This window comes from Agrobacterium sp. ST15.13.013, from assembly GCF_027956525.1.
In the GTDB taxonomy this organism is placed as follows: domain Bacteria; phylum Pseudomonadota; class Alphaproteobacteria; order Rhizobiales; family Rhizobiaceae; genus Agrobacterium; species Agrobacterium salinitolerans.
Genome location: NZ_JAQKGP010000011.1, coordinates 35,995 through 57,879, shown reverse-complemented (window position 1 = coordinate 57,879; position 21,885 = coordinate 35,995). Strand labels below are relative to the sequence as shown.

Here is a 21,885-nt window from a genome sequence, read left to right as displayed (position 1 = left end):
AAAACGGAGTTTAATTGTCATATTTCAATGCGCGCGCCAAGACCGATGTTCTATTTTTACCAAAATTGTTCAATAGGTTCGGCAATAAACACACAACGGTAATGTGATCGGGTTATATTGCACTTATATGTATCGGTGTGACAGAGTGAATGCACCCTTCGGGGAGAATGCGAGAAAGAGCCTGCCGTGAGTAACATTGACAGCCGTAAGCCCAGTGGCGAACCGAGATGGCTTGGTCCTGCCAGCCCGACGCGGATCGCCCTGATCCCGCCCATCTCGGCTGCGCGCTGGCTTCTCGTTCTCGTCGCTCTTGCCGGCATTTATTTCTTCCATGGCTTCCTCGTTCCCGTTCTCGCCGCTCTCGTCATCGGTTTCGCCAGCTGGCCGGTTTACACCCGGCTTCTGCGGCAGGTGGGCGGCAACACCACGCTCGGCGCCACCATCGCCATCATCCTCATCCTCGCCTTCCTCGTCGTGCCGATCTTCATCGCCGCCTCCTATACGGCAAGCGAAATCCGCGAATGGTTCGGCTGGGCGGTGCATGTCAACAAGACGGGTGCGCCCGTGCCGGGCTGGATCGCCGCCCTTCCCGCCGTCGGCCCCTGGCTTGGCGAACAATGGGTGAAATATATCGGCACGCCGGGCGCCATCGGCGAACTCATCCAGCTCGTCAGCGGCGCGAATATCGGCAATATCTATCGGGCGATCCTCGCCGCCGGCAACGGCGCGTTTCATCTGGTTCTGACCCTGCTGTTCATGCTGATCGCGCTGTTCTTCGTCTACCGCAACGGCGCAGGCTTCACCCGGCAGGTCGATCTGGTGGGCGAACGCATCCTGCCGACGCGATGGGAACGCATTTCCCGCGTCGTGCCAGCCACCATCAGCTCCACGGTCACCGGCATGACGCTGATCGCCATCGGCGAAGGCATCATCCTCGGCATCGCCTACTGGATCGCCGGCGTGCCCTCACCCGTCACGCTCGGCGTGCTCACCGGCGTCATGGCGCTCATTCCGGGCGGTGCGCCGCTCTCGTTTACGCTGGTTTCGATCTATCTGGTCGCCAGCGGCTCGCCCGCCCACGGGTTGGCGCTGTTCGTCTGGGGTTCGGTGGAGCTCTTCATCGTCGACAAGACCATCCGCCCGAAACTCGTCGGCGGCCCGATCAAGCTGCCCTTCCTGCCCACCTTTTTCGGCCTCGTCGGCGGCGTCAAGACCATGGGCTTCCTCGGCCTCTTCATCGGCCCGGTGCTGATGGCGCTTCTGGTGGCAATCTGGCGCGAATGGGTGCGCGAGGTGGAACTGTCCGCCGCCGCGACCCCCGAGGCTCCGCCACCGCCGCCGACGGAGGACGATTCGGTTGATGAGGTTGCCGCGCTCGAAGAGGATAGCGAGCAAACGACCGCGTTTCGGAAAGCGGCGTTTTGATCGTTGAAGTCTGCGGCAGGCGCCTCCGTGATTAGATCGCGGCAGGGTCTCGGCAAACTGGCGCCGTAGTCTTAAAGCGCCTTCTCCATGAACAGGCTGAGCGGATCCGGCTTATAAGGCGCAAAGGCCTCGATCTCCACGAACCCCGCCTTGCGGTAAAGACCGATCGCCTCTGGCTGGCTGATGCCGGTCTCGAGGCGAATGGCGGAAAGGCCAAGCTCGGCGCCGCGCATGACAAGCGTATCCATGATCAGCTTGCCGATCCGCAATCCCCGCGCCTCGGGATCGACGAACATGCGCTTGATCTCCGCCGTGCCGTCACCCGCCTCCACCAGCGCGCCACAGCCGACCACGCGGCCATCGTACCGCGCCACGAAAAACGAAACATTGTCCTGCTCAAGCTGGCCGATATCGACCAGATGATTGCTTTCGGCGGGATAAAGCGAGGCCATATAGGCGTTGGAAAGGTCGATGAGGCGCAGAACCGCATCCTGCCTCGGTGTTTCAAGCTTGATTTCGGTGGCCAATGCGATGCCTGCCTTCTCTGTAAAAATGCGTATTTCGTCGTAATGTCACTGCAATCGGGATAGATGAGTTTCTAGAGCATAATTCCCGACAGAGGCAACACACCCCATGAAAACAGCCCTCGTTCTCATGACCTTCCTTGGCTGCGACGACAGCGCCACCGATTGCCATTACCTCGCCACCTCGCAGCAGCGCTGGACGAGCATCGAACTGTGCGACGCCGTGTCGGAAAAGGAGCTGGAGCGTTACGCCAACGCGCCCTACCCTGTCGTGGTAGCCGTGTGCCAGACACCGGGCGAACAGGCGCCGCAGACGGCCGGTACGCAACCTCCAGCCACTGCGCCGGCCACGGCGCCGCAGGCAACGGCAGCGGTTACGCCGAAGGAGGAGGAAAGCCTCACAAAACAGGCAATCAGCCGTGTCAGCCGTATCCTGCCTTCCACGGAAGGCATAAAGCATCTCCTGGGCACGCCGGTGAGGATGGTTGAGAACAGCTATTCGTGGATCGCAAAGCGGTTCGATAAGTGATTGCTAGGAACCGATCTTCCCTCAATCTAGTGCTTGTCACAGGAATCTAGCCAGCCCAAGTCCTTGGGCTTAGAGCGAGTCTTTTCGCCGCGCAGACGCGCGTCGGCTGGATTCCTGTGACAAGCACAGGAATGAGAGTGTGGGGATTCTCCTGCCCGGAAACATCACGAATCTCACGCCGCCTCGAGCGAAAGCGCTTCCGCGTAATACCGCGCCTTTTGCCGCTCTTCCGCAATGGCAAGTTTGCGCACGGCATGCAGCAATTCGAACAGCGTTTCGGAACCGTTGACGTCGCGGAAATGCGCCAGCAGTTCCGCCGAGACTGAGGCCGCCACATCGGCAAGCTGCGATCGGGCAGCGCGGCGCCACAGCAGCGTCGCCTCGATAAAGACGTCGACAACATCGCCGAAAAGACCGACCGACTGGAATAGCGCCTTCAACGCATGCGGCCGCCCGGTCGCCAGAATGGCGCGCACCTTGCGGTCATCGAGACCGGAGAGATTGACCATGGCCGCCGTGAAGAATTCCAGGCGTCCCGAACAGACGGCATGGATGAGCAGCGCGGGCGTCAGCTCCAGCCGCTGGCGCAGATGCTCCACCAGCGCCGGCAGCTCCGGCGAGGAAACGTTTGATGCGATAAGGATGGTGGCGGAATCTTCCGCCTCGCGGAAAACGCTGTCGGCGCGGTTTCGCGCGATCATCGCGTGAACGAGCGCGGAGCCTGCGAGAGCTTCGCTGATGCGGCCCACCAACAGGTGACGCGCATCGGCGGGCAGCGCCTCGCGGCGAAGCAGGAGGTCGCGAATATCGGCGTCCGAGCCATGACGCTCGGCGATGCGCCTGAGCGAAAACGGCGTGATAAAGGCATCGTCGTTTTCGAGCAGGATGATGGTTTCCGGCAGTTCGCCCACTTCGGCAAGCGCTGCGCAAACACCGCGCGGCAGGCCGGGCCGTGCCGCAATGAGCGCGCGCGTCAGGCTTTCGCCGCGCCCGGCCAGATCAACCAGGTCGGCCTCACCGAGAACCGGTGAACGGGCAATGACGGTGCAGGCGATTTCCGGCTGGTCTTCGGCGAGTGAAACGAGAATGGCGCGCGGTGCGTCATGGGCGTCGGCAAGCGCTTCGGCAAGCGCCAGCCGCACACGCGGCGAAGGATCGTCGAGCAGATAGGTCATCGCCATATAGGCGGCATCGCGGTTCTCGCGCGCCATGTCGGACTGAAGATAGGCACGGCCGAGCGCATTGGCGGCCTTCGACCGCTCGGTCGATCCAGCCTTTTCAGACCAGCGAAGAAATGCCTGTACGATCACCTGAGCCTCGAAAACATTCGCAACAATGGATGACGGCATCATCGCCGCCACCATGTATAAAACTCTAGGCGCAAATGGTTTACGTTTGGTTCACCATAAAAATTAACCGCCGCCGAAGAAGGGCTATATTTACGGCGCGGTAGAGGGGCGCTGCAGCTGGAATACATCGCTGCCGCCATCGCAGTAATCCATATAGCCCATTCGTGCCACGGGTCGCGACAGCCCCATATCGATGCGGCCGTCACGAATGATCGTTTCATCGATATGGATCGCCATGACCTGCCCGATCACCATCCGCGAATCCGCTGGCTGGCCATCGACGTCCGTAAGCTGCTGTATCTGGGTCACGCGGCACTCCAGAACCGCCAGCGCCTCGCCGACGAAAGGCGCATCCACCACCCGCCCGTCGACGGCGGTGAGACCGGCAAGGGCGAATTCGTCGACATCATAACCGACGGGCGCCGAAGACGCATTCATCCGGTCCACCAGATGGCGGCTGACGAGATTGGCGGTGAAGACGCCGGTTTCCTCGACGTTGCGCAGGCTGTCCTTCCTGCCGCTGGAGGAGAACATCACAAGCTTTGGCCGGTCCGAAATCGCATTGAAGAAGGAATAGGGCGAGAGGTTGAGAGAACCGTCCCTGCCCTTCGAGCCGATCCAGCCGATCGGACGCGGCGCGACGATAGCCTTGAACGGATCATGCGGCAGGCCGTGCTGATTGGTGTCCGTGGTGTAGAACATCAAACGTCCCCGACCCAGGTGACGACATCGGCAAGCTCCGGCCGCGGCCGCTCCACCGGCGGGAATGTCGTCGAGCCGATATGAATGAACCCGGCCACTTTCTCTTCCGCGCCGACCTCGATTTCCGTAAGAAATGCGGAATCGAAAGCAAGCCATTCGGTCAGCCAGTTCGCTGCAAAACCGCTGGCATTGGCGGCGAAGATGAGGTTGAGGCACACAGCACCGGCGGACATGACCTGCTCCCATTCCGGGATTTTGAAATGCGGCTTTGCGGTGCTGATAACGGCGATAACGACGGGCGCGCGGGTGAAGCGTGTCCGTTCCGCTTCCTGCTGCTGCAGGTCCAGTTCCGGGTTCTTTTCAAGCGCGATCCTGAGCGCCGTCTCACCCATACGCACGCGCTCCTCGCCGCGACAAACGACGAAACGCCAGGGGGCCAGCTTGCCATGGTCGGGCACACGCACGGCAAGACGCAGGATTTCCTCGATTTCAGTCTTAGAAGGCCCCGGCTCGGCAAGTTGCAGGGCCGGGGTGGAACGGCGAACCTTGAGATAGTCGAGGAGCTTGATATCACTGGTCATGATTAAAAATCTTCCATTCTGCTGTCATCGCAAAAACATTGGGCCTTGAAATAGCCACGGCATTGGTTTTGAAGTGATCCGGGAAAATCAAGAAGTCAATCGGTATCGAAAATGTCGGCAATCAAAATCGCGGCACGTCTGACCATTGCATGTGCCGCGCTTGGCCTTTTATCACAAGCCGCTTTTTCGCAGGACGCCTTCAAAGACTTCAAGCAGCTCGGCGGCACGCCGAAAATGCCGAAGCTCAATGCTTTCACCGCCCCAACGGCGCCCAACGCCCCGGAAAGCGCCGCCCGTGACATCGCCATGGAAGCCAAGCTGACCAGCGAAGGCGAAGCGGTGAAGGAAGGCCTGTCATGGCGCGTATTCAGCCCCATTCCCGGCGCTGACGGCAAATTGCCGATGCTGGCAAGCTCGGAAGGCGGCTCTGCCGAATTTCATCTGGTGCCGGGCGAATATTTGGTCAACGTCGCCTTCGGGCGCGCGGGCGTCACCAAAAAGCTCAATGTCCCGACTTCAGGCAACGTGCAGAAACAGGTGCTGATTCTCGATGCCGGCGGCTTCGTACTGAATGCGGTTGCAGGTTCCGACAAGCAGATTTCCGGCAACCAGCTCAAATTTTCCGTCTATTCCTCAGACGTCCGCTCCGACGGCGAACGCGGCCTCGTCATGGCCGATATCAAGCCCAATACCATCGTGCGGCTGAACGCCGGGACCTATCACGTGGTTTCGGAATACGGCAATGTCAACGCGGTGGTGCGCGCCGACATCCAGGTGGAAGCCGGCAAGCTTACGGAAGCGACCCTGCAGCATCAGGCCGCGCAGATCACCCTCAAGCTGGTCTCAGAACCGGGCGGCGAAGCCATTGCCGATACGGCCTGGTCGGTGCTGAACGGCGGCGGCGACGTTGTCAACGAAAGCGTCAGCGCCTTTTCGACCATGGTTCTTGCCGAAGGCGAATATACCGCCATCGCCCGCAACAAGGACAAGGTCTACCAGCGCAATTTCAAGGTGACCTCCGGCCGGGATTCGGACGTGGAAGTGCTGATGAAAGACCAGGCGCCGGAAGAGATGTCCGGGGATTTTGAGTAGCCGACATTGCACATTCATCGTCTCGTCGGAGGCGAGATTGTGAGGAACGACCCACACCCTCCACGTCATCCTCGGGCTTGACCCGAGGATCCATTCCCCGCGCCAGACCGTGGATCCTCGGGTCAAGCCCGAGGATGACTTCAGAGAGCTTTAAGCGTCCCTTACCCCGCAAACAAAAACGGCCCCCAAAGAGGCCGTCGTTATTTGTCAAGCAACCTGCTTCTTCGCCGCAAGCTTGCGCTTTATATCCGGCGGCGTCGCCTCGTCCACGAGGCTGGTGATCGCCTCCTCGAGCGACATCGACGTCTGGTTCTGCGAACCGAGACGACGGATGTTGACGGTGCGCTCTTCCGCTTCCTTGCGGCCGCAAACGATGATGACCGGAACCTTGGTCACCGAATGCTCGCGGACCTTGTAATTGATCTTCTCGTTGCGGAAATCGGTCTCGACCGCCATGCCCGCTTCGCGCAGCGCTTCGGCGACTTCGCGGCCGTAATCATCGGCATCCGAGGTGATCGTCGCGACTACCACCTGCAGCGGGGCGAACCACAAGGGCATGTGACCGGCGAAGTTCTCGATCAGAATGCCGAGGAAACGCTCCATCGAACCGCAGATGGCGCGATGGATCATGACAGGCTGCGTCTTCTCCGAGTTCTGGTCGATATAGAAGGCACCAAAACGTTCAGGCAGATTGAAGTCCACCTGCGTCGTGCCGCACTGCCACTCACGGCCGATGGCGTCCTTCAGTGTATATTCGAACTTCGGCCCGTAGAATGCGCCCTCGCCCGGCAGGATGCCGGTCTTGATGCGGCCTTCGGACTGTTCCTCGATGGTCTTCAGAACCTCCATCATCACGCTTTCGGCGCGATCCCAGAGATCGTCGGAACCGACGCGCTTTTCAGGGCGCGTGGAGAGCTTGACGACAACTTCGCTGAAACCGAAATCCTCGTAGACCGAGAGGATGAGGTCGTTGATGCGCAGGCATTCCGCCGCCATCTGCTCTTCCGTGCAGAAGACATGCGCATCGTCCTGCGTAAAGCCGCGAACGCGCATCAGGCCATGCAGGGCGCCGGAAGCCTCGTAGCGATGCACATTACCAAATTCCGCAAGGCGGACGGGCATTTCGCGGTAAGACTTCAAGCCATGTTTGAAGATCTGCACGTGACCCGGGCAGTTCATCGGCTTGAGCGCAAAGACACGCTGGTCGGCTTCCTCGTCATCGGGATGGGTGAAGGCATGGGCGGATTTCACCGCGAACATGTTTTCCTGATACCAGCCCCAGTGACCCGAAGTCTCCCACAGCGACTTGTCCAGAATCTGCGGCGCGTTGACTTCCTGATAGGTGTTGGCAAGCCGCCGGCGCATATAGGCCGTCAGCGTCTGGAACATGCGCCAACCCTTGCCGTGCCAGAACACGACGCCCGGACCCTCTTCCTGGAAATGGAACAGGTCCATTTCGCGACCGAGGCGGCGATGGTCGCGCTTTTCGGCTTCGGCCAGAACATGCAGGTAATTGTCCAGCTCTTCCTGCGTTGCCCAGGCGGTGCCATAGATGCGCGACAGCATCGCATTATTGCTGTCGCCGCGCCAATAGGCGCCGGCCACCTTCATCAGCTTGAAGGCCGTGCCAATCTGTCCCGTGGAGGCCATATGCGGACCGCGGCAAAGATCGAACCAGTCACCCTGATAATAGATCTTCAGGTCCTGGCCTTCGGGAATGGCGTCGACCAGTTCGACCTTGTAGTTTTCGCCCTTGGCGGCAAAGACTTCCTTCGCCTTTTCGCGCGACCAGACCTCGCGGGTAAACGGCTTGTTGCGCTGAATGATCTCCTTCATCCGCTTTTCGATCTTCGGCAGATCTTCCGGCGTGAAAGGCTCGTTCTTGGCAAAGTCGTAATAAAAGCCGTTCTCGATAACAGGGCCGATCGTCACCTGCGTGCCGGGCCACAGTTCCTGCACGGCCTCGGCCATGACGTGGGCGGCATCGTGGCGGATGAGCTCCAGCGCGCGCTTGTCGTCGCGCGTGACGATCTCGATTTTGCCATCGGTGATGGTCTCGGACAAATCGCGCACGGTGCCATCAAGCGCAATGGCGACGGCCTTCTTGGCAAGCGATTTGGAGATGGATTCGGCGACCTCACGGCCGGTCGTACCGGCGGGGTAGCTGCGCACGGATCCATCGGGAAATGTAAGGGAAATGGCTTCAGACATCGTCTCGTGCTCCTGTCCAGTCCCGCCAACGAATGCGGGTGGTGTTGGAATAATGATTTGCCCGCAACAGGCCGGCACGCAGGCTGATAAAGGCTTTTGCCATTGCAGTCAAAGGTGAAGGGTGCTTCAGCGAAGCATTTCCGCAAGGCCATTGACCGTATTGGCGTTACGGGTCGTGCCGACACCAAGCCTTTTGGTGGTCAGGACAGGCAACAGCCGGCTCTCGCTCGGTTTGCCGCAAAAATCGATCCATAGATCGCCACCGGCAAGCGTGATCTTCTCCCTGCCCCGATATTTCTCCAGCAATTCGAGGACGCTGTGGTCCAACGGCGCCCGCATGACCCTCACGCAGACATCCGGCGGATTGCCTTGCGGAAACGGATTATCCGCCGCCAGTTTCAGCCAGTCGTCGCCCGCGCGAACGAGAATATCGACATGTTTACCGAAACGCTTTTCGAAGGCGCGCTCCAGCCTGTCCTCGATCTCGCGAACAGGTGCCATCTCGGCGCGAAAAACCAGATTTCCGGTCGCGACAAGCGTCTTGCAGTCGGTAAACCCCAGCTGTTCCGCCAATGCCCTGAGATCGGCCATGATGAGCCGCTTGCCGGGGCCGAGCACGATGCTGTGCAGCAAGGCCACATAGTCATTCATCGATGCAGGCTCCAGTAACGCCACGGCGCCCACCAGCGCCCCGTGCTGCCGAGCGCTTCCGGCACCGGGTCCAGCCCGCTGGTGCCGCCCGGGCCGCAGCGCGCCACGCGAAACAGCGTCATCCACCCGCCGGCCCACAGCCCGTGGCGAGCAATCGCCTCATAGCCATATTCGGAACAGGTGGGGATATGGCGGCAGGAATTTCCGATGAAGCCGGATAGCGTCAGCTGATAAAGCCGGATGAAACCCACGCCCAGAAGCCGCCCCGGCGTTTTGGCGAAGCTGCCCGCCCAATTGCGGGATCGGCTCGCTTTTTCCGCTGTCTGCTGGTGCCGGCAGCCCGGTTCGCCACACATCGCCTAACCCGCAACGTTCAGAGCCGGCCGCCCCTCAATCTGGTCGAGCGCATCGACCACCGCTTCGAAGGTCAGCATGGTGGAGGCGTGGCGGGCCTTGAAATCCCGGACGGGCAAAAGCACTCGCATGTCCTCAAAACGACCCGTCGGCCCCTCACCGTCCTGTTTCAGCATGGCGAGCATGTCTTCCCGCGCCTGCCGGATTTCGCCGCTGGAAGCCCCGACAATGTGATGCGCCATGATGGAGGCCGAGGCCTGCCCCAGTGCACATGCACGCACTTCATGCGAAAAAGCCGTCACTATGCCGTCTTCAACCTTCAGATAGACCTTGAGTTTAGAGCCGCATAGTCGCGAGTGTTTTTCAGCACTCGCATCGGCATCCTCGAGAATTCCCGTCAGTGGAATATTCCCGGCGAAGTCCAGAATGCGATTGTTGTAGATATCGTCCATCGTCAGGTGCCCGGCGCGCTCAAGAATGCCCAAAAACAGGACAGGTCAGATTTTTCAAACACAGCGTTTGTCGCAGTGAAGCTTTCCTGCCCTTCATTCTCATTATATGCTATCGAGCTTTCTGGACATCAAGCCGTGATGAAATTAACGGCTCCGATACCGAAATAACAGCACCGGTCTTGCCAAAATGCTGTAAAACAACCAGATAGCAGCAACTGCGAACATGAGTTCGCGATGAAAAACGAATTCAGGTGCGGCCTTTACCCGCATCGGGAGAGACGGAATGGATGCGATCGTGAAGAATTTCCCCGGCGCTGGCGCAAAACCCGACGTGGCAGAAGCTCGCCCAAGCCAGGCCGAAGCGGAAGAAGCAGTGCGCGTTCTTTTGCGCTGGGCAGGAGAAAATCCCGCCCGCGAAGGACTTCTGGATACGCCGAAGCGCGTCGCCAAGGCCTATCGCGAGCTTTTTGCCGGTTATGAGCTGAATGTTCAGGACGTGCTTGGCACGACCTTCGAGGAAGTCGGCGGTTATGACGATGTGGTGCTGGTGCGCGACATCCCCTTCTTCTCCCATTGCGAGCACCATATGGTGCCGATCGTCGGTAAGGCGCATGTCGCCTATCTTCCGGCTGGCCGCGTGCTCGGCCTTTCGAAGATTGCCCGCGTTGTCGAAATCTTCGGCCGCCGCCTGCAGACGCAGGAAAACATGACCGCGCAGATCGCAAGATCGATCGAAGAAACGCTGAAGCCGCGCGGTGTGGCCGTGATGATCGACGCCGAACATATGTGCATGTCCATGCGCGGCGTCAACAAGCAAGGGTCCACGACGCTGACCACCAGCTTCACCGGCACGTTCAAGAACGATCCGGCCGAGCAGGTACGCTTCATGACCATGGTGCGGAACCGCTAATCGTTCCGCCATTTTCCGGGGTTACCATGTCCATTCCCTTTCCATCCGCGCCTGCGGACAAGGAAGTGCTCGAAAACGCAGGCCTGTTCTCGCCGAAATTCGATGCTCACGGCCTCGTTACCGCCGTGGTCACCGATGCGCGTGACGGCGAATTGCTGATGGTTGCCCATATGAACGCTGAAGCTTTGTCGCTGACGCTCGAAACCGGCATTGCCCATTACTACAGCCGCTCGCGCGACAAAATCTGGAAGAAGGGCGAGACCTCCGGCAACCTGCAGACGGTGAAGGAATTCCGCACCGATTGCGATCAGGACGCCGTGTGGCTGAAGGTCTCCGTCGCCGGCCATGACGCGACCTGCCACACCGGTCGCCGCTCCTGCTTTTATCGCAAAGTCGAACTCTCCGACGGCCAGGCGGTGACGAAGATCACCGACGATACCCGCCATTTCGATCCGGCGACCACCTATTCCGCAACTTGAACGGCCACCTTCCATCGGCCGCACCAATTTGCTACCAATATAGCGGGTTCCGGGGATAGGACGGAGCCTGACGGAACTGGCAGGGAGTGCAGTCATGTTGGGATGGGGAAATCGTCACAATCAACTTTCGGCTGGCAATCCCGAAGCCTTCGGCAACGAACCGCCGGTCACCCAGATCGTCGACAAGCACCGCATAGCGCTCGCGCTTGGCGGTGGGGCTGCGCGCGGCTGGGCCCATATCGGCGTCCTACGGGCGCTGGATGAGGCAGGGGTGAAGATCGGCATGATCGCCGGCACCTCGATCGGCGCGCTGGTCGGTGGTTGTTATCTCGCCGGCAAGCTCGATGAGCTGGAAGAATTCGCCCGCTCGCTGACGATGCGCCGCATTGCCGGCCTGCTCGATCTTACCATCGGCGGCGGCGGGCTCTTCGGCGGCATGCGGCTGACCAAGCGCATGCAGGAACATCTGGAAGGCCTGCGCGTCGAAAACCTCGACCATCCCTTCATCGCGGTCGCGACGGAACTGCGCACCGGCCACGAGGTCTGGATTCACCAGGGCGATCTCGTCACCGCGCTGCGCTCTTCCTATGCGCTGCCGGGCATTTTCGAACCCGTGCAGTGCAACGGCCGCACGCTGATCGACGGCGCGCTCGTCAATCCCGTACCGGTTTCGGTCTGCCGGGCCTATGAGCAGGCGCTGGTCGTCGCGGTCAATCTGAATTACGATCTTTTCGGCCGCTCCGCCGTGGTCAAGCACTCCGCGTCGCCATCGCATGGCGGCGTTGCGCCAGCTGTGGAAAGCCCGCCGCGTCCCGGCCTGCCGGGCGTCATGGTGCAGGCCTTCAACATCATTCAGGACAGGATTTCGCGCTCGCGCCTGGCGGGCGACCCGCCCGACCTGATGCTTCACCCCCGCATCAACGATATCGGCCTCTCGGAATTCCATCGCGCCAGTGAAGCCATCGACCGGGGATATGAGGAAACACGCTCCCGCATTCCGGAACTGGAGCGCATGCAGCAGGCATTCCGGCGCTGATGCGCGAGACCCTCATTCCTATGCTTGTCACACGAATCCAGCCGACGCATCTGCATGGCGGAGGGACTCCTTTCAGCCCAAGGACTTGGGCTGACTAGATTCCTCTGGCGAGCACAGGAATGAGGGACGTGATTCGCGTCGCGAACGAAATCACCCGGCAATATAGGCCTTGATTTGCTCCGCTTCGGCTTCGATCTCGCCAATCCGCGCCTTCACCACGTCGCCGATAGAGATGATGCCGGCAAGGCGGCCATTTTCTTCAACCGGCACATGCCTGAAGCGTCCGCCGGTCATGATTTCCATCAGCTGATCGGTGGTGGAATTATGCTGGCAGCGAATGACATTCTTGGTCATGGCCACCGACACGGATTGCTGGAGGGAGGCGGCGCCCTTGCCCGCCACAGCCTTTACGAGATCGCGCTCCGTGAAGATGCCGAGAACGACGCCATCGGCGTCTGTCACGACGACGGAACCGATCTTGTGAGCGTGCAGCGTTCCCGCCGCCTCACCGATGCTGACCTCCGGACCGACAGTCACGACGTCCCGGCCCTTGCGGTCGAGAAGATCCTTTACGAATGTTGCCATGCCTTCCTCCTCTTTGCAGCGACCCGCAGCGCCGCAGTCTCCCCCGGCGGTTGCAAATCATGGGATATGGTGCGCTGAGGCCCGCATGAATGCAATCCCGGATGGGACGCGCGAAAGCAAATTTGCGCCACGGCCGACAAGGAGCGTGATCGGCTCAGACCAGTCGCCGATCGAAAAGCCCGAAGAACAGGAAGCCGAGCAGAAAGCCGAAGACATGCGCGTCCCAGGCGATTTTGCCGCCGACATCGCCGAACAGCGGCACGCCGACCGCAATCAGCACATTGCCGAACAGCCACATCAGCGTGAAGATCAGCACGGTGCGGTTGGAAAGCGCCCCGAGAATGCTCTGTCTCGGCATCAGATGCCCGAAGGAGGCGCTATATCCACCGCGCGCAGGAAAAGCGAAGCGGCAGGCCGCCCCCATCAGCGCCGAAACGACCCCGGACGCCCCGATCAGCACCGTCACATCGCCCCAGTTCAGCGCCGCATGGCCGAAGGCGGAAACGGCGGCGGAAATGCACCATAACAGCACGAAGCGCACTGTTCCGATCCGGCGCAGAACCGGCGCGCCAAAGGCCATCAGCCACAATCCGTTAAAGAGAATATGCTCGATGCCGCCATGCAGGAAAGAATAGGTCACCGGCGTCCAGAGCCATTCCAGACCCTGCTGGGAAAACGGCACCGCATAACGCAGCGGAATGAAGCCGAAGGTGAAGATAAACCAGCCATTGCCTTCCTCCGAAAGAAGATAGGCGGGAACGACATAAGCGACGATCAGCGCGGCCAGAATGCCGACCAGCAGCGACGGCAAGTTGAAGACGGGATTGTTCGTGTCGTCTTTCGGCTCCGGCGTTTCCGAAACCGGCGGCTGTTCGCCGTCCCCGTAGGACATGATCCCATCCCTGTCTTGGTCGAATTTTGCGTTCCCCGAGCAATATAGGAAGCCCGAACGAAAAAAAAGCCGTCCCGCCTTCGAAGCGCGCGACGCCCAAACCGCTATCGGCAAGGACGCCGGGCCGCAGACGGTCCGGCTTGCGGGCCCGCCTTGAAATAACAGGCGACGCCATCGAATTGTGCTGACGGAGCTTTCCCCGACATGGCCGTTCCGATGCCACGACTATCGCCACCGGGCAATATCAACCCTTTGTTAACCTTAATAAATCCACTTGGCACGAAAATCGCTAGACCTCCAGATACAGACGTTCGGATGGACATGATGTCCCAAAAACGAACATGGAGAGATGCTATGAAGAGCATGGCCGGACTGGAGATATACGCTTATTGGGATGAACTGCGCGGCAAGCGATCGGCCCCGCGACGCGAGGACATCGATCCCGCAAAGCTGAAACATCACCTCGGCGATCTTTTTATCCTCACGGACAAGGGAGAGAACACCCCGTTTTTCCGCCTTGCCGGTACACGTCTTTGCGACCTGTTCGGCCGGGAATTGCGGGATCGCCCGTTTTCGGAGTTATGGCAGCCGGCGAACGCCGTCTTCCCCTGCCGCGTCGCGCGCGGCATCCTGCACCACCAGTTACCCGTGGTCTTCGATGTCGAGGCGGAGGATAGCTATGGCGCGGCGCCGCTGACATTCGAAATGCTGCTCCTGCCGCTGCGCACCGATCCCGACGCCGCCCCAAGGCTGCTCGGGGCGCTGCTTGCGGAGCGGCCGCGACACGAATTCGCCGCGCCCATCCACTGCCTGTCCATAAAGAGCAGCCGCCTGCTGCTCCTGGACATCGCGCCGGAAGGGTATCCGGTGAATGGGATGGCCGCCGATACACCGCGCGCCGAAAGCCGCTGACGGACCTGTTCCAACGCTCCCCGCCCCTCCAGGAGAGGTCCGGCAGCACCCGAATCTCAAAAAAATACGTCAGAACTGTAACGATATTGCCGATCAGAAAAATTGTAGAGATTAAACAATACAGTCTGTTAACTCGCGCAAGGTAGAAACTTACCGTCATCATTCATTACAATTGCGCTGCCCATGTTTTCGTCTCGTTCGGCCAACACCGCCCAAATCCTGCGTCCGGTTGAGGAAGCTCACCTCGACGACGCCGTCCGTGTGTCCTTCACCGGCCGTCTGATGTTGCCCGATCATGAAGAATATGATTGCACCGCAACCGAGATGACCGCCGAAAGGGCGCAGTTCACCTGCCCAGGCATTGCCCGCCGCGGTGATCGCGTCATCGCCTATCTCCAGCATATCGGTCGGATCGAAGGCACGGTGACATCACTCATCGCATCCGGATTCCTCATCGCCATCAACGCGCCGGAGCGCAAGCGGGAAAAACTCGCCGCGCAGCTCGCCTGGATCGCCAAGCGTCAATTGCTCGGCCTGCCGGAAGACCGCCGCCACGACCGTCTGACGCCGCGTAACGCCAAGGCACAGCTCGTTCTGGAAGACGGCGTGCTCGTCGCCTGCCGGCTGATCGACCTTTCCCTGTCAGGTGCGGCCATTGAGATCGAAAACCGGCCGCCGCTCGGAAGCCGGGTCCAGCTCGGCAAGAATATGAGCGGCAAGATCGTGCGCCACTTCATGGAAGGCGTCGCGGTCGAATTCGACCGGGTGCAATCGCCCGACGCGCTGATTGAATTTCTCTAGGACGTTCCATCGAACGCGGCAGGTTTTGCGCCCGTAAGAATACGGCGGCGTCTTCAGCGCGCGTTGCGCTCGCCCCATCGTCTCATAATTGAGAAGATTCCCTGATCGCGGTGTGGCGGTCTATGCTCTGCCCTTCGCGACAGCGTGAGGATCACACATCGCTCATGGCGTCCGACACTCCATTCTCTGTTTCTCGCCGCCGAACCTCCACTTTCACGCCGTAACCGCGCCGGCTCTGATCCGAGACAGCGCCGCGGACCATTTAGCGCCCTCGCTCAGGTCAGCCGCCGCGCGAACTGGGACGAAAAGCGCTCCGCAAAACTTTTTTCCGGAAAAAATGCAGTTTTTTTGAAGTTTTTTTGCCGCTTTTTCCTGCCTGTCCCAGCCTGAAACAGCCATCCCGAAACGGGAAATCCACCACTTCCTTGAGCGCCGTGAACCGGCCGCGCGCCGCCATGAAAACCGCAGGACGCGGAAAATCGCTGTCAATACAGCGATCTAGATGGCTACCAAAAGCCTAAGGCCAAGACGCGTAAAATTGTAATAAAATTTGCTTCAAACACGCATAAAAACTAGTTCGAATACAGTTCAAAACAACGGCTAATTTGCTGAAATTTAAGCTCAAATTGCGCTTCGCAAATTTCCGCGGGGTCAAAATATACCTGCGAATGTCTCCTCACCACGGGGAGACAAGCAATGAACAAGAACAACCGTTTCGTTTTCACTCTGATCGCATTCATCGTCAGCGCCTTCGCGCATCAGGCAAGCGCCTCGCCGGCCGCCGTCATGCGCGTCATCGGCAAAGCCAACCCGCCGATCGGCCACTATGAATTCTGCCAGACCTATCAGAGCGAATGCCAGCCGACCTCGCTGGACAACGGCCCGATGAAGCTGACCGAAGAGCGCTGGAAGACGATGCTCGACGTCAACTACACCGTCAACACCACCATCACGCCGATGACCGACATGGAAATCTATGGCGTCGAAGAACGCTGGGCCTATCCCACCACGGTCGGCGACTGCGAAGACTTCGTGCTCCTGAAGCGCAAGATGCTGATGAACAAGGGCTTCTCCGCCTCCAACCTCCTGATCACCGTGGTTCTGCAGCCGAATGGCGAAGGCCATGCCGTTCTGACCGTCCGCACCGATCGTGGCGATTTTGTTCTCGACAACATGCGCAACAAGGTCATGAACTGGTCGGAAACCGAATATACCTATCTGAAGCGCCAGGACACCGCCAATCCCGGCCGCTGGGTGAAAATTCAGGATGGCCGCGCCACCACTGCGGTCGGCGGCATCAACTGAACCAACAAACGACCTGTCTCCCCAAACGAAAAAGCCGGCTCCGCAAGGATGCCGGCTTTTTCATGTTCAAATCCGTTAAGCGTCAGAGCAACCCAAGCTCCGCCAGTTCCCGCCTGAGATCGGAAGGCATGTCCTCGCCGCCCATGCCGCCGCCGAGATCGCGTGGCGCTTCATCGTCCTTCAGGTAACGCCAGCCCTGAAACGGGCGCTTCGGCGCGGGTGAGGTTTCGATGACCTCTGGGCCGAGAATGAGATCGCAGCGGGAAATACCGTCTTCGCCCTTGAAGGAGCGGATATCGAGAAGTGTCTGCCGCGCCTGCACCTGTCCCTTGATGACCCAGTAGAGAGAGCCGCCTTCCAGCAGTTCCTCGACGCGCTTTGGGATCATCCGGGTGGTGTGGACGCTATGCGGCTCAAGGCCAGCGGCAATTGCTGTCAGCGCGCGGTGCGCGACCCAGTCTCGCAAGTCCTGGATCGAATCCGCGCCAACGCAAAGTTTGATGAGATGTAGAGGCATGCCTCTATCAATGCCTTTTTGCGACGGGCGTCAAGCATCTGCACGACGCCTGCCGCCCTGCCCGCTCAGCACTCCACAACGTTGACGGCGAGGCCGCCGGTGGAAGTTTCCTTGTATTTCTCGCTCATGTCGTTGCCGGTCTGCCGCATGGTCTCGATGCAGGCATCGAGCGGCACGAAATGCTGGCCGTCACCCTTCAGCGCCAGCGAAGCCGCTGTTACCGCCTTGACGGCGCCAAGCGCGTTGCGCTCGATGCACGGCACCTGCACGAGGCCCGCGATCGGATCGCAGGTCATGCCAAGGTGATGTTCGAGCGCGATCTCTGCGGCATTCTCCACCTGTTCGGGCGATCCGCCCATGACCGCGGCAAGACCCGCCGCCGCCATCGCCGCAGCCGATCCGACTTCGCCCTGACAGCCCACTTCCGCGCCCGATATCGAGGCATTGTGCTTGATGATGCCGCCGATGGCGGCGGCCGTCAGCAGGAAGTCCCGCACGTCGTCAATCGTCGCATCCTCATGGAAATGCCGGAAATATCTGACGGTGGCCGGAACGACACCAGCCGCACCATTGGTCGGCGCGGTCACCACGCGGCCGCCGGCGGCGTTTTCCTCGTTCACGGCCATGGCGTAGACGCTCAGCCAGTCATTGGCCATGACCGGGTTCAACCGGTTGCTGCGCCATTCCGCATTCAGCTTTTCGTAAATGGAGCGGGCGCGGCGGCGCACCTTCAGACCGCCAGGCATGATGCCATCCACTTTCAGACCGCGCTCGATGCAGCCATTCATGGCTTCCCAGATCTGGTCGAGACGCTCGTTCAGTTCTTCGCGGGCAACCACCGTCTCCTCATTGGCACGCTTCATCTGGGCGATGGTGCGGCCGGAACGGGCCGCCATATCCAGCATTTCCCGCGCCGTCCCGAAGGGATAAGGCACGCGCGGACCGTTATCGATGGTCTTGCCGCGCTGCTTGATCGCCTCCAGTTCCGTATCGGTCACGACGAAACCGCCGCCGACGGAATAATAGATGCGCTTGATGAGAAGCCTGCCCTGATTGTCGAAGGCGGAAAAAGTCATGCCGTTGGCGTGGCCGGGCAGCGGGTTCTTCTTGTCGAAGACGAGATCCTCGGCCGGATGGAACAGATAGGACGGGTGACCGGGCGGTGTGACCGTGCCCGCCTTTTCGACCGTGTCGATGATCGCATCCATGGCATCGGGATCGACAAGGTCCGGCCGCTCGCCGGTCAGGCCGAGGATGACGGCACGCCCGGTACCGTGGCCAATGCCGGTAAAGGCAAGCGAACCGTGCAGGCTGACCTTCAGCTGCGCAACGGCCGCGCCTGCCGGCCGCGGCCACTCATCGCTAAGGATCAGCGCCAGAAAGCGGTTAGCCGCCGTCATCGGCCCCATCGTATGGGAGCTCGAAGGACCGATACCGATCTTGAAGACGTCAAAGACCGAAAGAAACATGAAGTTCGCCCTGAATAAGAATGGATTCCACCACCATCATATCCAAAGCGGCAACGGATCGCCACAAAAGAGCGTCAGCGGTTTGCGCAGCTGCGACATGAGCGTCCCGGAAACGAAAACAGCACGGTTTCCAGAGGAAAACCGCGCCGTTTCAAAACCCGTCATTCAGGAGAAGTGCTTATGGGCTGCCAAAAATGTATGTCAATGCGAGAAAAGCGGCAAAGCCTGCAAGTGCGCGCAAAGTGACGCCCCAGCAGGATTTCTGAGCGGTTTCTTCCATGATTACTCCAGCTATTCACTCTCCGGGGGATCTTCAAGACCCGGCCCGTTGAGCCAAGCATTTATTAAAATCCGGCGGCGAAGGCAAATGCAAAAAGCGGCTAAATGAAGGCGTTTTTGACAGGCTGCCATTCGCGGTATGCATAGGTATGTGAAAAAACAAGGTGTTAGCGCGATGTGTGTTTAAGCGCCATTTTGGCGATCGCCGCAATTTAGGCTAAAGTGTAACCGTTATTTAAAGCTTTCCCACAAACGCCTGTTGAAAACTCATTCGGCAAAACACCTTAGAGTCGAATTTCTTTCGCCGAAGCGCCGAGTCTTGAAAGGCCGCGATTGCTGCTTTATCGACGTTGGCAACGACAACGATGCGAGTCTTTCCATGCAGCAGGCATCCTCCTTTCCTGATCGCGAAACGGTCGCGTCGAAACTCACTTCGCTTGGCAGTGAGGATAAAGCCTGGGTGCTGCTGTTGATGGAAAACGCCCTGCAGGACGAAAACCTGCTGGCCGGCCTCAATCTTTATCTCGACCGGCAGGCCAGTGCCCGTTTCCTCAACAGCCTGAAACTGGAAACGGCGGGCGAATGGCTTGGCGGCAATGCCCCTGCCCGGCTGCAGATTCGCATCACCGAAACCGCAAGGGCCAGCCAGCACCCCGCCTATATCGCCTTCCGCAAGGGGTTGACGGCATCGGCCGGTCTCGAAAAAGCCTATCCCAAGGCGCCGATCTGATCGGCCCGCCTAGTCCGGCACCCTGTCGACAACAGCGATAATCGGCCCCATCGGAAAGAGCGAGTCCCGCCTTTTCATCGCGGGAATATCGACGCTTGAGATCGTGCCGTCGAGATAGAGCGCGTTCGGCGCATCCAGCACATCCCTGAACAGCGTGGCGAAATCGTAAAATCGCACGGTATTTTCCGAAATCGCGAAATGCACCATGCCGTCGCGGGAAACGCCGACGCCGTTGCGCCGCTTCAGACTGTCGCTATCGGGCAGAAAGCGCGGATGCAGCGCGCCGTCTATGACGAGCATCGGCCCGGATTGCGTGGCGAAATCCGGTTTCGGATCCGCCGCCAGATAGGCCCCGGTTTCCAATACGCCAGCCTTGTCCCCCTTCAGATAAAACACACCGTTGGGCAGAAGGTGAAAATTGCCCCAGCCGCCCCGCGTGCTGATCGATGAGCGCTCCACCCCATTTTCAATGTAGAGGCCGACCGGCGAATAGTCGGAATGATACATGCCGCCGTTCATGGCGAAGATGCTGAACACATGCTGGCGCCACAGGGCTGAAGAAAGATCGGTGAAATTCCGATATCCCTGCCCGGAGATATGGTCGCGATCATAAATACGGATGGTATTCTTCGCCGGATCGAAACTGCAGACGATATAGCGCCCACCCGCATGGTCGATGGCCTTGCAGAAATCCGACTGCCCGCCGGCCTGCACGGAAAATGGCAAAAGCAACGGCAGCAGCAACTGCGCCAGTTTCTTCATCGATAAAATCATGCCCGCCCCTTTGATTCTCATCAGGCGAACATTCGCAGGGAAATTCGGTCAAAGAAAAGGCGTCGCCCTGGTTCTCGGGCAACGCCTTTCCGGGAGGGGAGTGGATTAACGGCGCGCTGCGCGGTCCACGCTGCGGCCGGCATCCTGCGTCGCGTCAACGGCGTTTGCCGTATCCCGGCCCATGCCGCGAATGGTGTTGCCGCAGGAACTCAGGGTGACAACGGTCAGCAAGGCCACGAAAACGGTCGAAAGAATACGTGTAATCATGTGAAACTACTCCCCTATGCCTTGCCGTCCAAAGGCAAGCGCCGATGTGATATGCGTCACAATAACGTGAGTCCGAAAAAACGGTTCCAGCGGCATTTCAAAAAATCCCGTCGATGAAAATTAACATGGTTTTGAAGTTCACGCGTGAAACTCGGCATCTGGATCATGGCTTAGGAAAATCCCGTGGGTGATATGACTGACATCAACAATCGGCTTCTGGTGATGACGGCCGGGGGCGCAAACCCCAATGTCATGATCAATGCGCTGGCGACACGATTTCCCGATATCCATGTTTTCATGGAGCAGCCGGAAAGCAAGTCGGTGATTTTCCGGCGGCGTGCGCGCCGGCTGGGCTGGATAATCGCCGCAGGCCAGATGGCGACGATGATCGCCTCACGGCTCGGCAAACGCTTCACGGTGCGTAGAAGCGCTGAGATCATCGCCGAACACGGTCTTTCCGCCGATCTCCACCACAGCCTTCCCGTCACGCAATTCGCCTCGCTCAACGATGAAGAATGCCGCAACGCCGCCAATCTGCTGAAACCGGCGGCGATCTTCACCATTTCCTGCCGCCTGCTGAAGCCAGCCACGCTGCAAACCCTGCAATGCCCGGTCATCAATTTCCACGCCGGCATCAACCCCGCATATCGTGGCCAGATGGGCGGTTACTGGGCACTGGTGGAAAGGGACCGCGGCAATTTCGGCGCGACCGTGCATCTGGTCGACAAGGGTGTGGATACCGGCGCCACGCTCTACGAAAAGCGGCTGAAACCCTCGCCTTCCGACACGATTGCCACCTATCCGCTGCTCTTGACCGCCGCTTCGGTGGATATCGCCGTCAGCGCCATAGAGGACGCCCTTTCCGGCAGCCTTGCGCCGCAGCCGCCTTCGCCCGGCAAATCGGTACTGCGCTTCCCGCCAACCATCTGGACCTGGCTGTGGAATGGCCTGACGAAACGAATCTGGTAAAACCGCACGTCAATGAATTGGGGGCGAGCTTCGTCGCAGATGCAAGCCTGTCTTGCCGCAACAGGCACAGACTTCGCCGCGAAATAGGTG

27 protein-coding genes are annotated in these 21,885 nt (G+C 59.7%); 12 read left to right on the top strand and 15 right to left on the bottom strand.

The window, feature by feature from the left end:
• Positions 1–186 precede the first annotated feature (186 nt).
• A complete protein-coding gene (locus PL597_RS13040; RefSeq protein WP_137410495.1) occupies positions 187–1,425 on the top strand; it encodes an AI-2E family transporter in 1,239 nt (412 codons plus the stop codon).
• Positions 1,426–1,496: 71 nt separating this feature from the next.
• On the opposite strand, the gene PL597_RS13035 is transcribed toward PL597_RS13040, so the two are convergent.
• Entirely contained in the window at positions 1,497–1,952 is a 456-nt protein-coding gene (locus tag PL597_RS13035) for a GNAT family N-acetyltransferase (protein WP_137410496.1), read from the bottom strand.
• A 106-nt stretch (positions 1,953–2,058) separates the two neighbouring features.
• Between PL597_RS13035 and PL597_RS13030 the strand changes: the two genes are divergently transcribed.
• On the top strand, positions 2,059–2,478 hold the full coding sequence (locus PL597_RS13030) for a hypothetical protein (RefSeq protein ID WP_077982104.1): 420 nt from the start codon (positions 2,059–2,061) through the stop codon (positions 2,476–2,478).
• 173 nt (positions 2,479–2,651) lie between these two features.
• Here PL597_RS13030 and PL597_RS13025 read toward each other — a convergent pair whose 3' ends face one another.
• The 3 genes from PL597_RS13025 to PL597_RS13015 all read right to left on the bottom strand — a co-directional run bounded on the left by PL597_RS13025 (position 2,652) and on the right by PL597_RS13015 (position 5,110).
• Positions 2,652–3,842 carry a DUF2336 domain-containing protein gene (locus PL597_RS13025; RefSeq protein ID WP_142912332.1) on the bottom strand — a complete coding sequence of 397 codons (1,191 nt, stop codon included), beginning with the start codon at positions 3,840–3,842 and terminating at the stop codon, positions 2,652–2,654.
• A gap of 75 nt (positions 3,843–3,917) precedes the next feature.
• The gene (locus PL597_RS13020; protein WP_271365309.1) at positions 3,918–4,529 is read right to left on the bottom strand and encodes a flavin reductase family protein; all 612 of its coding nucleotides are present in this window, start codon (positions 4,527–4,529) and stop codon (positions 3,918–3,920) included.
• Positions 4,529–5,110 (bottom strand): nitroreductase family protein, encoded by a 582-nt coding sequence (locus tag PL597_RS13015; RefSeq protein ID WP_271365308.1) that lies wholly within the window; start codon positions 5,108–5,110, stop codon positions 4,529–4,531. Before PL597_RS13015 ends, PL597_RS13020 begins: the two co-directional genes overlap by 1 nt.
• Before the next feature lie 111 nt (positions 5,111–5,221).
• Here PL597_RS13015 and PL597_RS13010 point away from each other — a divergent pair, with 111 nt between their 5' ends.
• Entirely contained in the window at positions 5,222–6,202 is a 981-nt protein-coding gene (locus PL597_RS13010; protein ID WP_137410500.1) for a hypothetical protein, read from the top strand.
• A 207-nt stretch (positions 6,203–6,409) separates the two neighbouring features.
• On the opposite strand, the gene thrS is transcribed toward PL597_RS13010, so the two are convergent.
• From thrS to PL597_RS12990, 4 genes are all read right to left on the bottom strand, one after another.
• Complete coding sequence (gene thrS, locus PL597_RS13005) at positions 6,410–8,413, bottom strand: threonine--tRNA ligase (RefSeq protein WP_077982099.1); 2,004 nt, start codon at positions 8,411–8,413, stop codon at positions 6,410–6,412.
• Between the two features lie 126 nt (positions 8,414–8,539).
• Entirely contained in the window at positions 8,540–9,064 is a 525-nt protein-coding gene (locus PL597_RS13000) for a DUF1697 domain-containing protein (RefSeq protein WP_137410501.1), read from the bottom strand.
• On the bottom strand, positions 9,061–9,420 hold the full coding sequence (gene yidD / locus PL597_RS12995; protein ID WP_271365307.1) for a membrane protein insertion efficiency factor YidD: 360 nt from the start codon (positions 9,418–9,420) through the stop codon (positions 9,061–9,063). The genes PL597_RS13000 and yidD overlap by 4 nt, the downstream gene beginning before the upstream one ends.
• 3 nt (positions 9,421–9,423) lie before the next feature.
• Positions 9,424–9,870, bottom strand: coding sequence for an iron-sulfur cluster assembly scaffold protein (locus PL597_RS12990; RefSeq protein WP_142912336.1), 447 nt, complete (start codon positions 9,868–9,870; stop codon positions 9,424–9,426).
• Positions 9,871–10,153: 283 nt separating this feature from the next.
• Between PL597_RS12990 and folE the strand changes: the two genes are divergently transcribed.
• The 3 genes from folE to PL597_RS12975 all read left to right on the top strand — a co-directional run bounded on the left by folE (position 10,154) and on the right by PL597_RS12975 (position 12,295).
• The gene (gene folE, locus PL597_RS12985; protein ID WP_003495569.1) at positions 10,154–10,780 is read left to right on the top strand and encodes a GTP cyclohydrolase I FolE; all 627 of its coding nucleotides are present in this window, start codon (positions 10,154–10,156) and stop codon (positions 10,778–10,780) included.
• 26 nt (positions 10,781–10,806) lie between these two features.
• Positions 10,807–11,259: a phosphoribosyl-AMP cyclohydrolase gene (gene hisI, locus PL597_RS12980; protein ID WP_077982096.1), complete on the top strand. Its 453-nt coding sequence runs from the start codon at positions 10,807–10,809 to the stop codon at positions 11,257–11,259.
• Positions 11,260–11,353: 94 nt separating this feature from the next.
• Positions 11,354–12,295: a patatin-like phospholipase family protein gene (locus tag PL597_RS12975; RefSeq protein ID WP_077982095.1), complete on the top strand. Its 942-nt coding sequence runs from the start codon at positions 11,354–11,356 to the stop codon at positions 12,293–12,295.
• Between the two features lie 150 nt (positions 12,296–12,445).
• Here PL597_RS12975 and PL597_RS12970 read toward each other — a convergent pair whose 3' ends face one another.
• Both PL597_RS12970 and PL597_RS12965 read right to left on the bottom strand, forming a co-directional pair.
• A complete protein-coding gene (locus tag PL597_RS12970) occupies positions 12,446–12,880 on the bottom strand; it encodes a CBS domain-containing protein (protein WP_080790547.1) in 435 nt (144 codons plus the stop codon).
• A gap of 154 nt (positions 12,881–13,034) precedes the next feature.
• The gene (locus PL597_RS12965) at positions 13,035–13,772 is read right to left on the bottom strand and encodes a rhomboid family intramembrane serine protease (RefSeq protein WP_269825145.1); all 738 of its coding nucleotides are present in this window, start codon (positions 13,770–13,772) and stop codon (positions 13,035–13,037) included.
• Between the two features lie 354 nt (positions 13,773–14,126).
• Between PL597_RS12965 and PL597_RS12960 the strand changes: the two genes are divergently transcribed.
• Both PL597_RS12960 and PL597_RS12955 read left to right on the top strand, forming a co-directional pair.
• Positions 14,127–14,684, top strand: coding sequence for a PAS domain-containing protein (locus tag PL597_RS12960; protein WP_271365306.1), 558 nt, complete (start codon positions 14,127–14,129; stop codon positions 14,682–14,684).
• Between the two features lie 183 nt (positions 14,685–14,867).
• Positions 14,868–15,485, top strand: a complete 618-nt coding sequence (locus PL597_RS12955) for a PilZ domain-containing protein (RefSeq protein WP_077982091.1) — start codon at positions 14,868–14,870, stop codon at positions 15,483–15,485.
• 280 nt (positions 15,486–15,765) lie between these two features.
• On the opposite strand, the gene PL597_RS12950 is transcribed toward PL597_RS12955, so the two are convergent.
• A complete protein-coding gene (locus PL597_RS12950) occupies positions 15,766–15,942 on the bottom strand; it encodes a hypothetical protein (protein ID WP_271365305.1) in 177 nt (58 codons plus the stop codon).
• Positions 15,943–16,181: 239 nt separating this feature from the next.
• Between PL597_RS12950 and PL597_RS12945 the strand changes: the two genes are divergently transcribed.
• Positions 16,182–16,790, top strand: a complete 609-nt coding sequence (locus PL597_RS12945) for a transglutaminase-like cysteine peptidase (RefSeq protein WP_003523403.1) — start codon at positions 16,182–16,184, stop codon at positions 16,788–16,790.
• An 82-nt stretch (positions 16,791–16,872) separates the two neighbouring features.
• Here the strand turns inward: PL597_RS12945 and PL597_RS12940 are convergent, their stop codons facing one another.
• Together PL597_RS12940 and PL597_RS12935 are read right to left on the bottom strand one after the other, a co-directional pair.
• Entirely contained in the window at positions 16,873–17,307 is a 435-nt protein-coding gene (locus PL597_RS12940; RefSeq protein ID WP_077982090.1) for a DUF1489 family protein, read from the bottom strand.
• A 65-nt stretch (positions 17,308–17,372) separates the two neighbouring features.
• Positions 17,373–18,776, bottom strand: coding sequence for an L-serine ammonia-lyase (locus tag PL597_RS12935; protein ID WP_271365304.1), 1,404 nt, complete (start codon positions 18,774–18,776; stop codon positions 17,373–17,375).
• Between PL597_RS12935 and PL597_RS12930 the strand changes: the two genes are divergently transcribed.
• Together PL597_RS12930 and PL597_RS12925 are read left to right on the top strand one after the other, a co-directional pair.
• Positions 18,775–19,164 carry a hypothetical protein gene (locus PL597_RS12930; RefSeq protein WP_165691127.1) on the top strand — a complete coding sequence of 130 codons (390 nt, stop codon included), beginning with the start codon at positions 18,775–18,777 and terminating at the stop codon, positions 19,162–19,164. The two genes, PL597_RS12935 and PL597_RS12930, sit on opposite strands and share 2 nt — an antisense overlap.
• A 270-nt stretch (positions 19,165–19,434) precedes the next feature.
• Positions 19,435–19,785, top strand: coding sequence for a hypothetical protein (locus PL597_RS12925; protein ID WP_173989280.1), 351 nt, complete (start codon positions 19,435–19,437; stop codon positions 19,783–19,785).
• Between the two features lie 9 nt (positions 19,786–19,794).
• Here PL597_RS12925 and PL597_RS12920 read toward each other — a convergent pair whose 3' ends face one another.
• Together PL597_RS12920 and PL597_RS12915 are read right to left on the bottom strand one after the other, a co-directional pair.
• The gene (locus PL597_RS12920) at positions 19,795–20,559 is read right to left on the bottom strand and encodes a phosphodiester glycosidase family protein (RefSeq protein WP_271365375.1); all 765 of its coding nucleotides are present in this window, start codon (positions 20,557–20,559) and stop codon (positions 19,795–19,797) included.
• Positions 20,560–20,664: 105 nt separating this feature from the next.
• Complete coding sequence (locus tag PL597_RS12915; protein ID WP_004442283.1) at positions 20,665–20,826, bottom strand: entericidin A/B family lipoprotein; 162 nt, start codon at positions 20,824–20,826, stop codon at positions 20,665–20,667.
• 192 nt (positions 20,827–21,018) lie between these two features.
• On the opposite strand from PL597_RS12915, the gene PL597_RS12910 reads away from it, so the two are divergent.
• The gene (locus PL597_RS12910) at positions 21,019–21,795 is read left to right on the top strand and encodes a formyl transferase (RefSeq protein WP_271365374.1); all 777 of its coding nucleotides are present in this window, start codon (positions 21,019–21,021) and stop codon (positions 21,793–21,795) included.
• Positions 21,796–21,885: the final 90 nt, after the last annotated feature.

Bases quoted from the DNA above. Each gene is read 5' to 3' on its own strand.
- PL597_RS13030 (WP_077982104.1), top strand. From the start codon at position 2,059: ATGAAAACAGCCCTCGTTCTCATGACCTTCCTTGGCTGCGACGACAGC.
- PL597_RS13025 (WP_142912332.1), bottom strand. From the start codon at position 3,842: ATGGTGGCGGCGATGATGCCGTCATCCATTGTTGCGAATGTTTTCGAG.
- PL597_RS13020 (WP_271365309.1), bottom strand. From the start codon at position 4,529: ATGTTCTACACCACGGACACCAATCAGCACGGCCTGCCGCATGATCCG.
- PL597_RS13015 (WP_271365308.1), bottom strand. From the start codon at position 5,110: ATGACCAGTGATATCAAGCTCCTCGACTATCTCAAGGTTCGCCGTTCC.
- PL597_RS13010 (WP_137410500.1), top strand. From the start codon at position 5,222: ATGTCGGCAATCAAAATCGCGGCACGTCTGACCATTGCATGTGCCGCG.
- thrS (WP_077982099.1), bottom strand. From the start codon at position 8,413: ATGTCTGAAGCCATTTCCCTTACATTTCCCGATGGATCCGTGCGCAGC.
- PL597_RS13000 (WP_137410501.1), bottom strand. From the start codon at position 9,064: ATGAATGACTATGTGGCCTTGCTGCACAGCATCGTGCTCGGCCCCGGC.
- yidD (WP_271365307.1), bottom strand. From the start codon at position 9,420: ATGTGTGGCGAACCGGGCTGCCGGCACCAGCAGACAGCGGAAAAAGCG.
- PL597_RS12990 (WP_142912336.1), bottom strand. From the start codon at position 9,870: ATGGACGATATCTACAACAATCGCATTCTGGACTTCGCCGGGAATATT.
- folE (WP_003495569.1), top strand. From the start codon at position 10,154: ATGGATGCGATCGTGAAGAATTTCCCCGGCGCTGGCGCAAAACCCGAC.
- hisI (WP_077982096.1), top strand. From the start codon at position 10,807: ATGTCCATTCCCTTTCCATCCGCGCCTGCGGACAAGGAAGTGCTCGAA.
- PL597_RS12975 (WP_077982095.1), top strand. From the start codon at position 11,354: ATGTTGGGATGGGGAAATCGTCACAATCAACTTTCGGCTGGCAATCCC.
- PL597_RS12970 (WP_080790547.1), bottom strand. From the start codon at position 12,880: ATGGCAACATTCGTAAAGGATCTTCTCGACCGCAAGGGCCGGGACGTC.
- PL597_RS12965 (WP_269825145.1), bottom strand. From the start codon at position 13,772: ATGTCCTACGGGGACGGCGAACAGCCGCCGGTTTCGGAAACGCCGGAG.
- PL597_RS12960 (WP_271365306.1), top strand. From the start codon at position 14,127: ATGAAGAGCATGGCCGGACTGGAGATATACGCTTATTGGGATGAACTG.
- PL597_RS12955 (WP_077982091.1), top strand. From the start codon at position 14,868: ATGTTTTCGTCTCGTTCGGCCAACACCGCCCAAATCCTGCGTCCGGTT.
- PL597_RS12950 (WP_271365305.1), bottom strand. From the start codon at position 15,942: ATGGCGGCGCGCGGCCGGTTCACGGCGCTCAAGGAAGTGGTGGATTTC.
- PL597_RS12945 (WP_003523403.1), top strand. From the start codon at position 16,182: ATGAACAAGAACAACCGTTTCGTTTTCACTCTGATCGCATTCATCGTC.
- PL597_RS12940 (WP_077982090.1), bottom strand. From the start codon at position 17,307: ATGCCTCTACATCTCATCAAACTTTGCGTTGGCGCGGATTCGATCCAG.
- PL597_RS12930 (WP_165691127.1), top strand. From the start codon at position 18,775: ATGAAGTTCGCCCTGAATAAGAATGGATTCCACCACCATCATATCCAA.
- PL597_RS12935 (WP_271365304.1), bottom strand. From the start codon at position 18,776: ATGTTTCTTTCGGTCTTTGACGTCTTCAAGATCGGTATCGGTCCTTCG.
- PL597_RS12925 (WP_173989280.1), top strand. From the start codon at position 19,435: ATGCAGCAGGCATCCTCCTTTCCTGATCGCGAAACGGTCGCGTCGAAA.
- PL597_RS12920 (WP_271365375.1), bottom strand. From the start codon at position 20,559: ATGATTTTATCGATGAAGAAACTGGCGCAGTTGCTGCTGCCGTTGCTT.
- PL597_RS12915 (WP_004442283.1), bottom strand. From the start codon at position 20,826: ATGATTACACGTATTCTTTCGACCGTTTTCGTGGCCTTGCTGACCGTT.
- PL597_RS12910 (WP_271365374.1), top strand. From the start codon at position 21,019: ATGACTGACATCAACAATCGGCTTCTGGTGATGACGGCCGGGGGCGCA.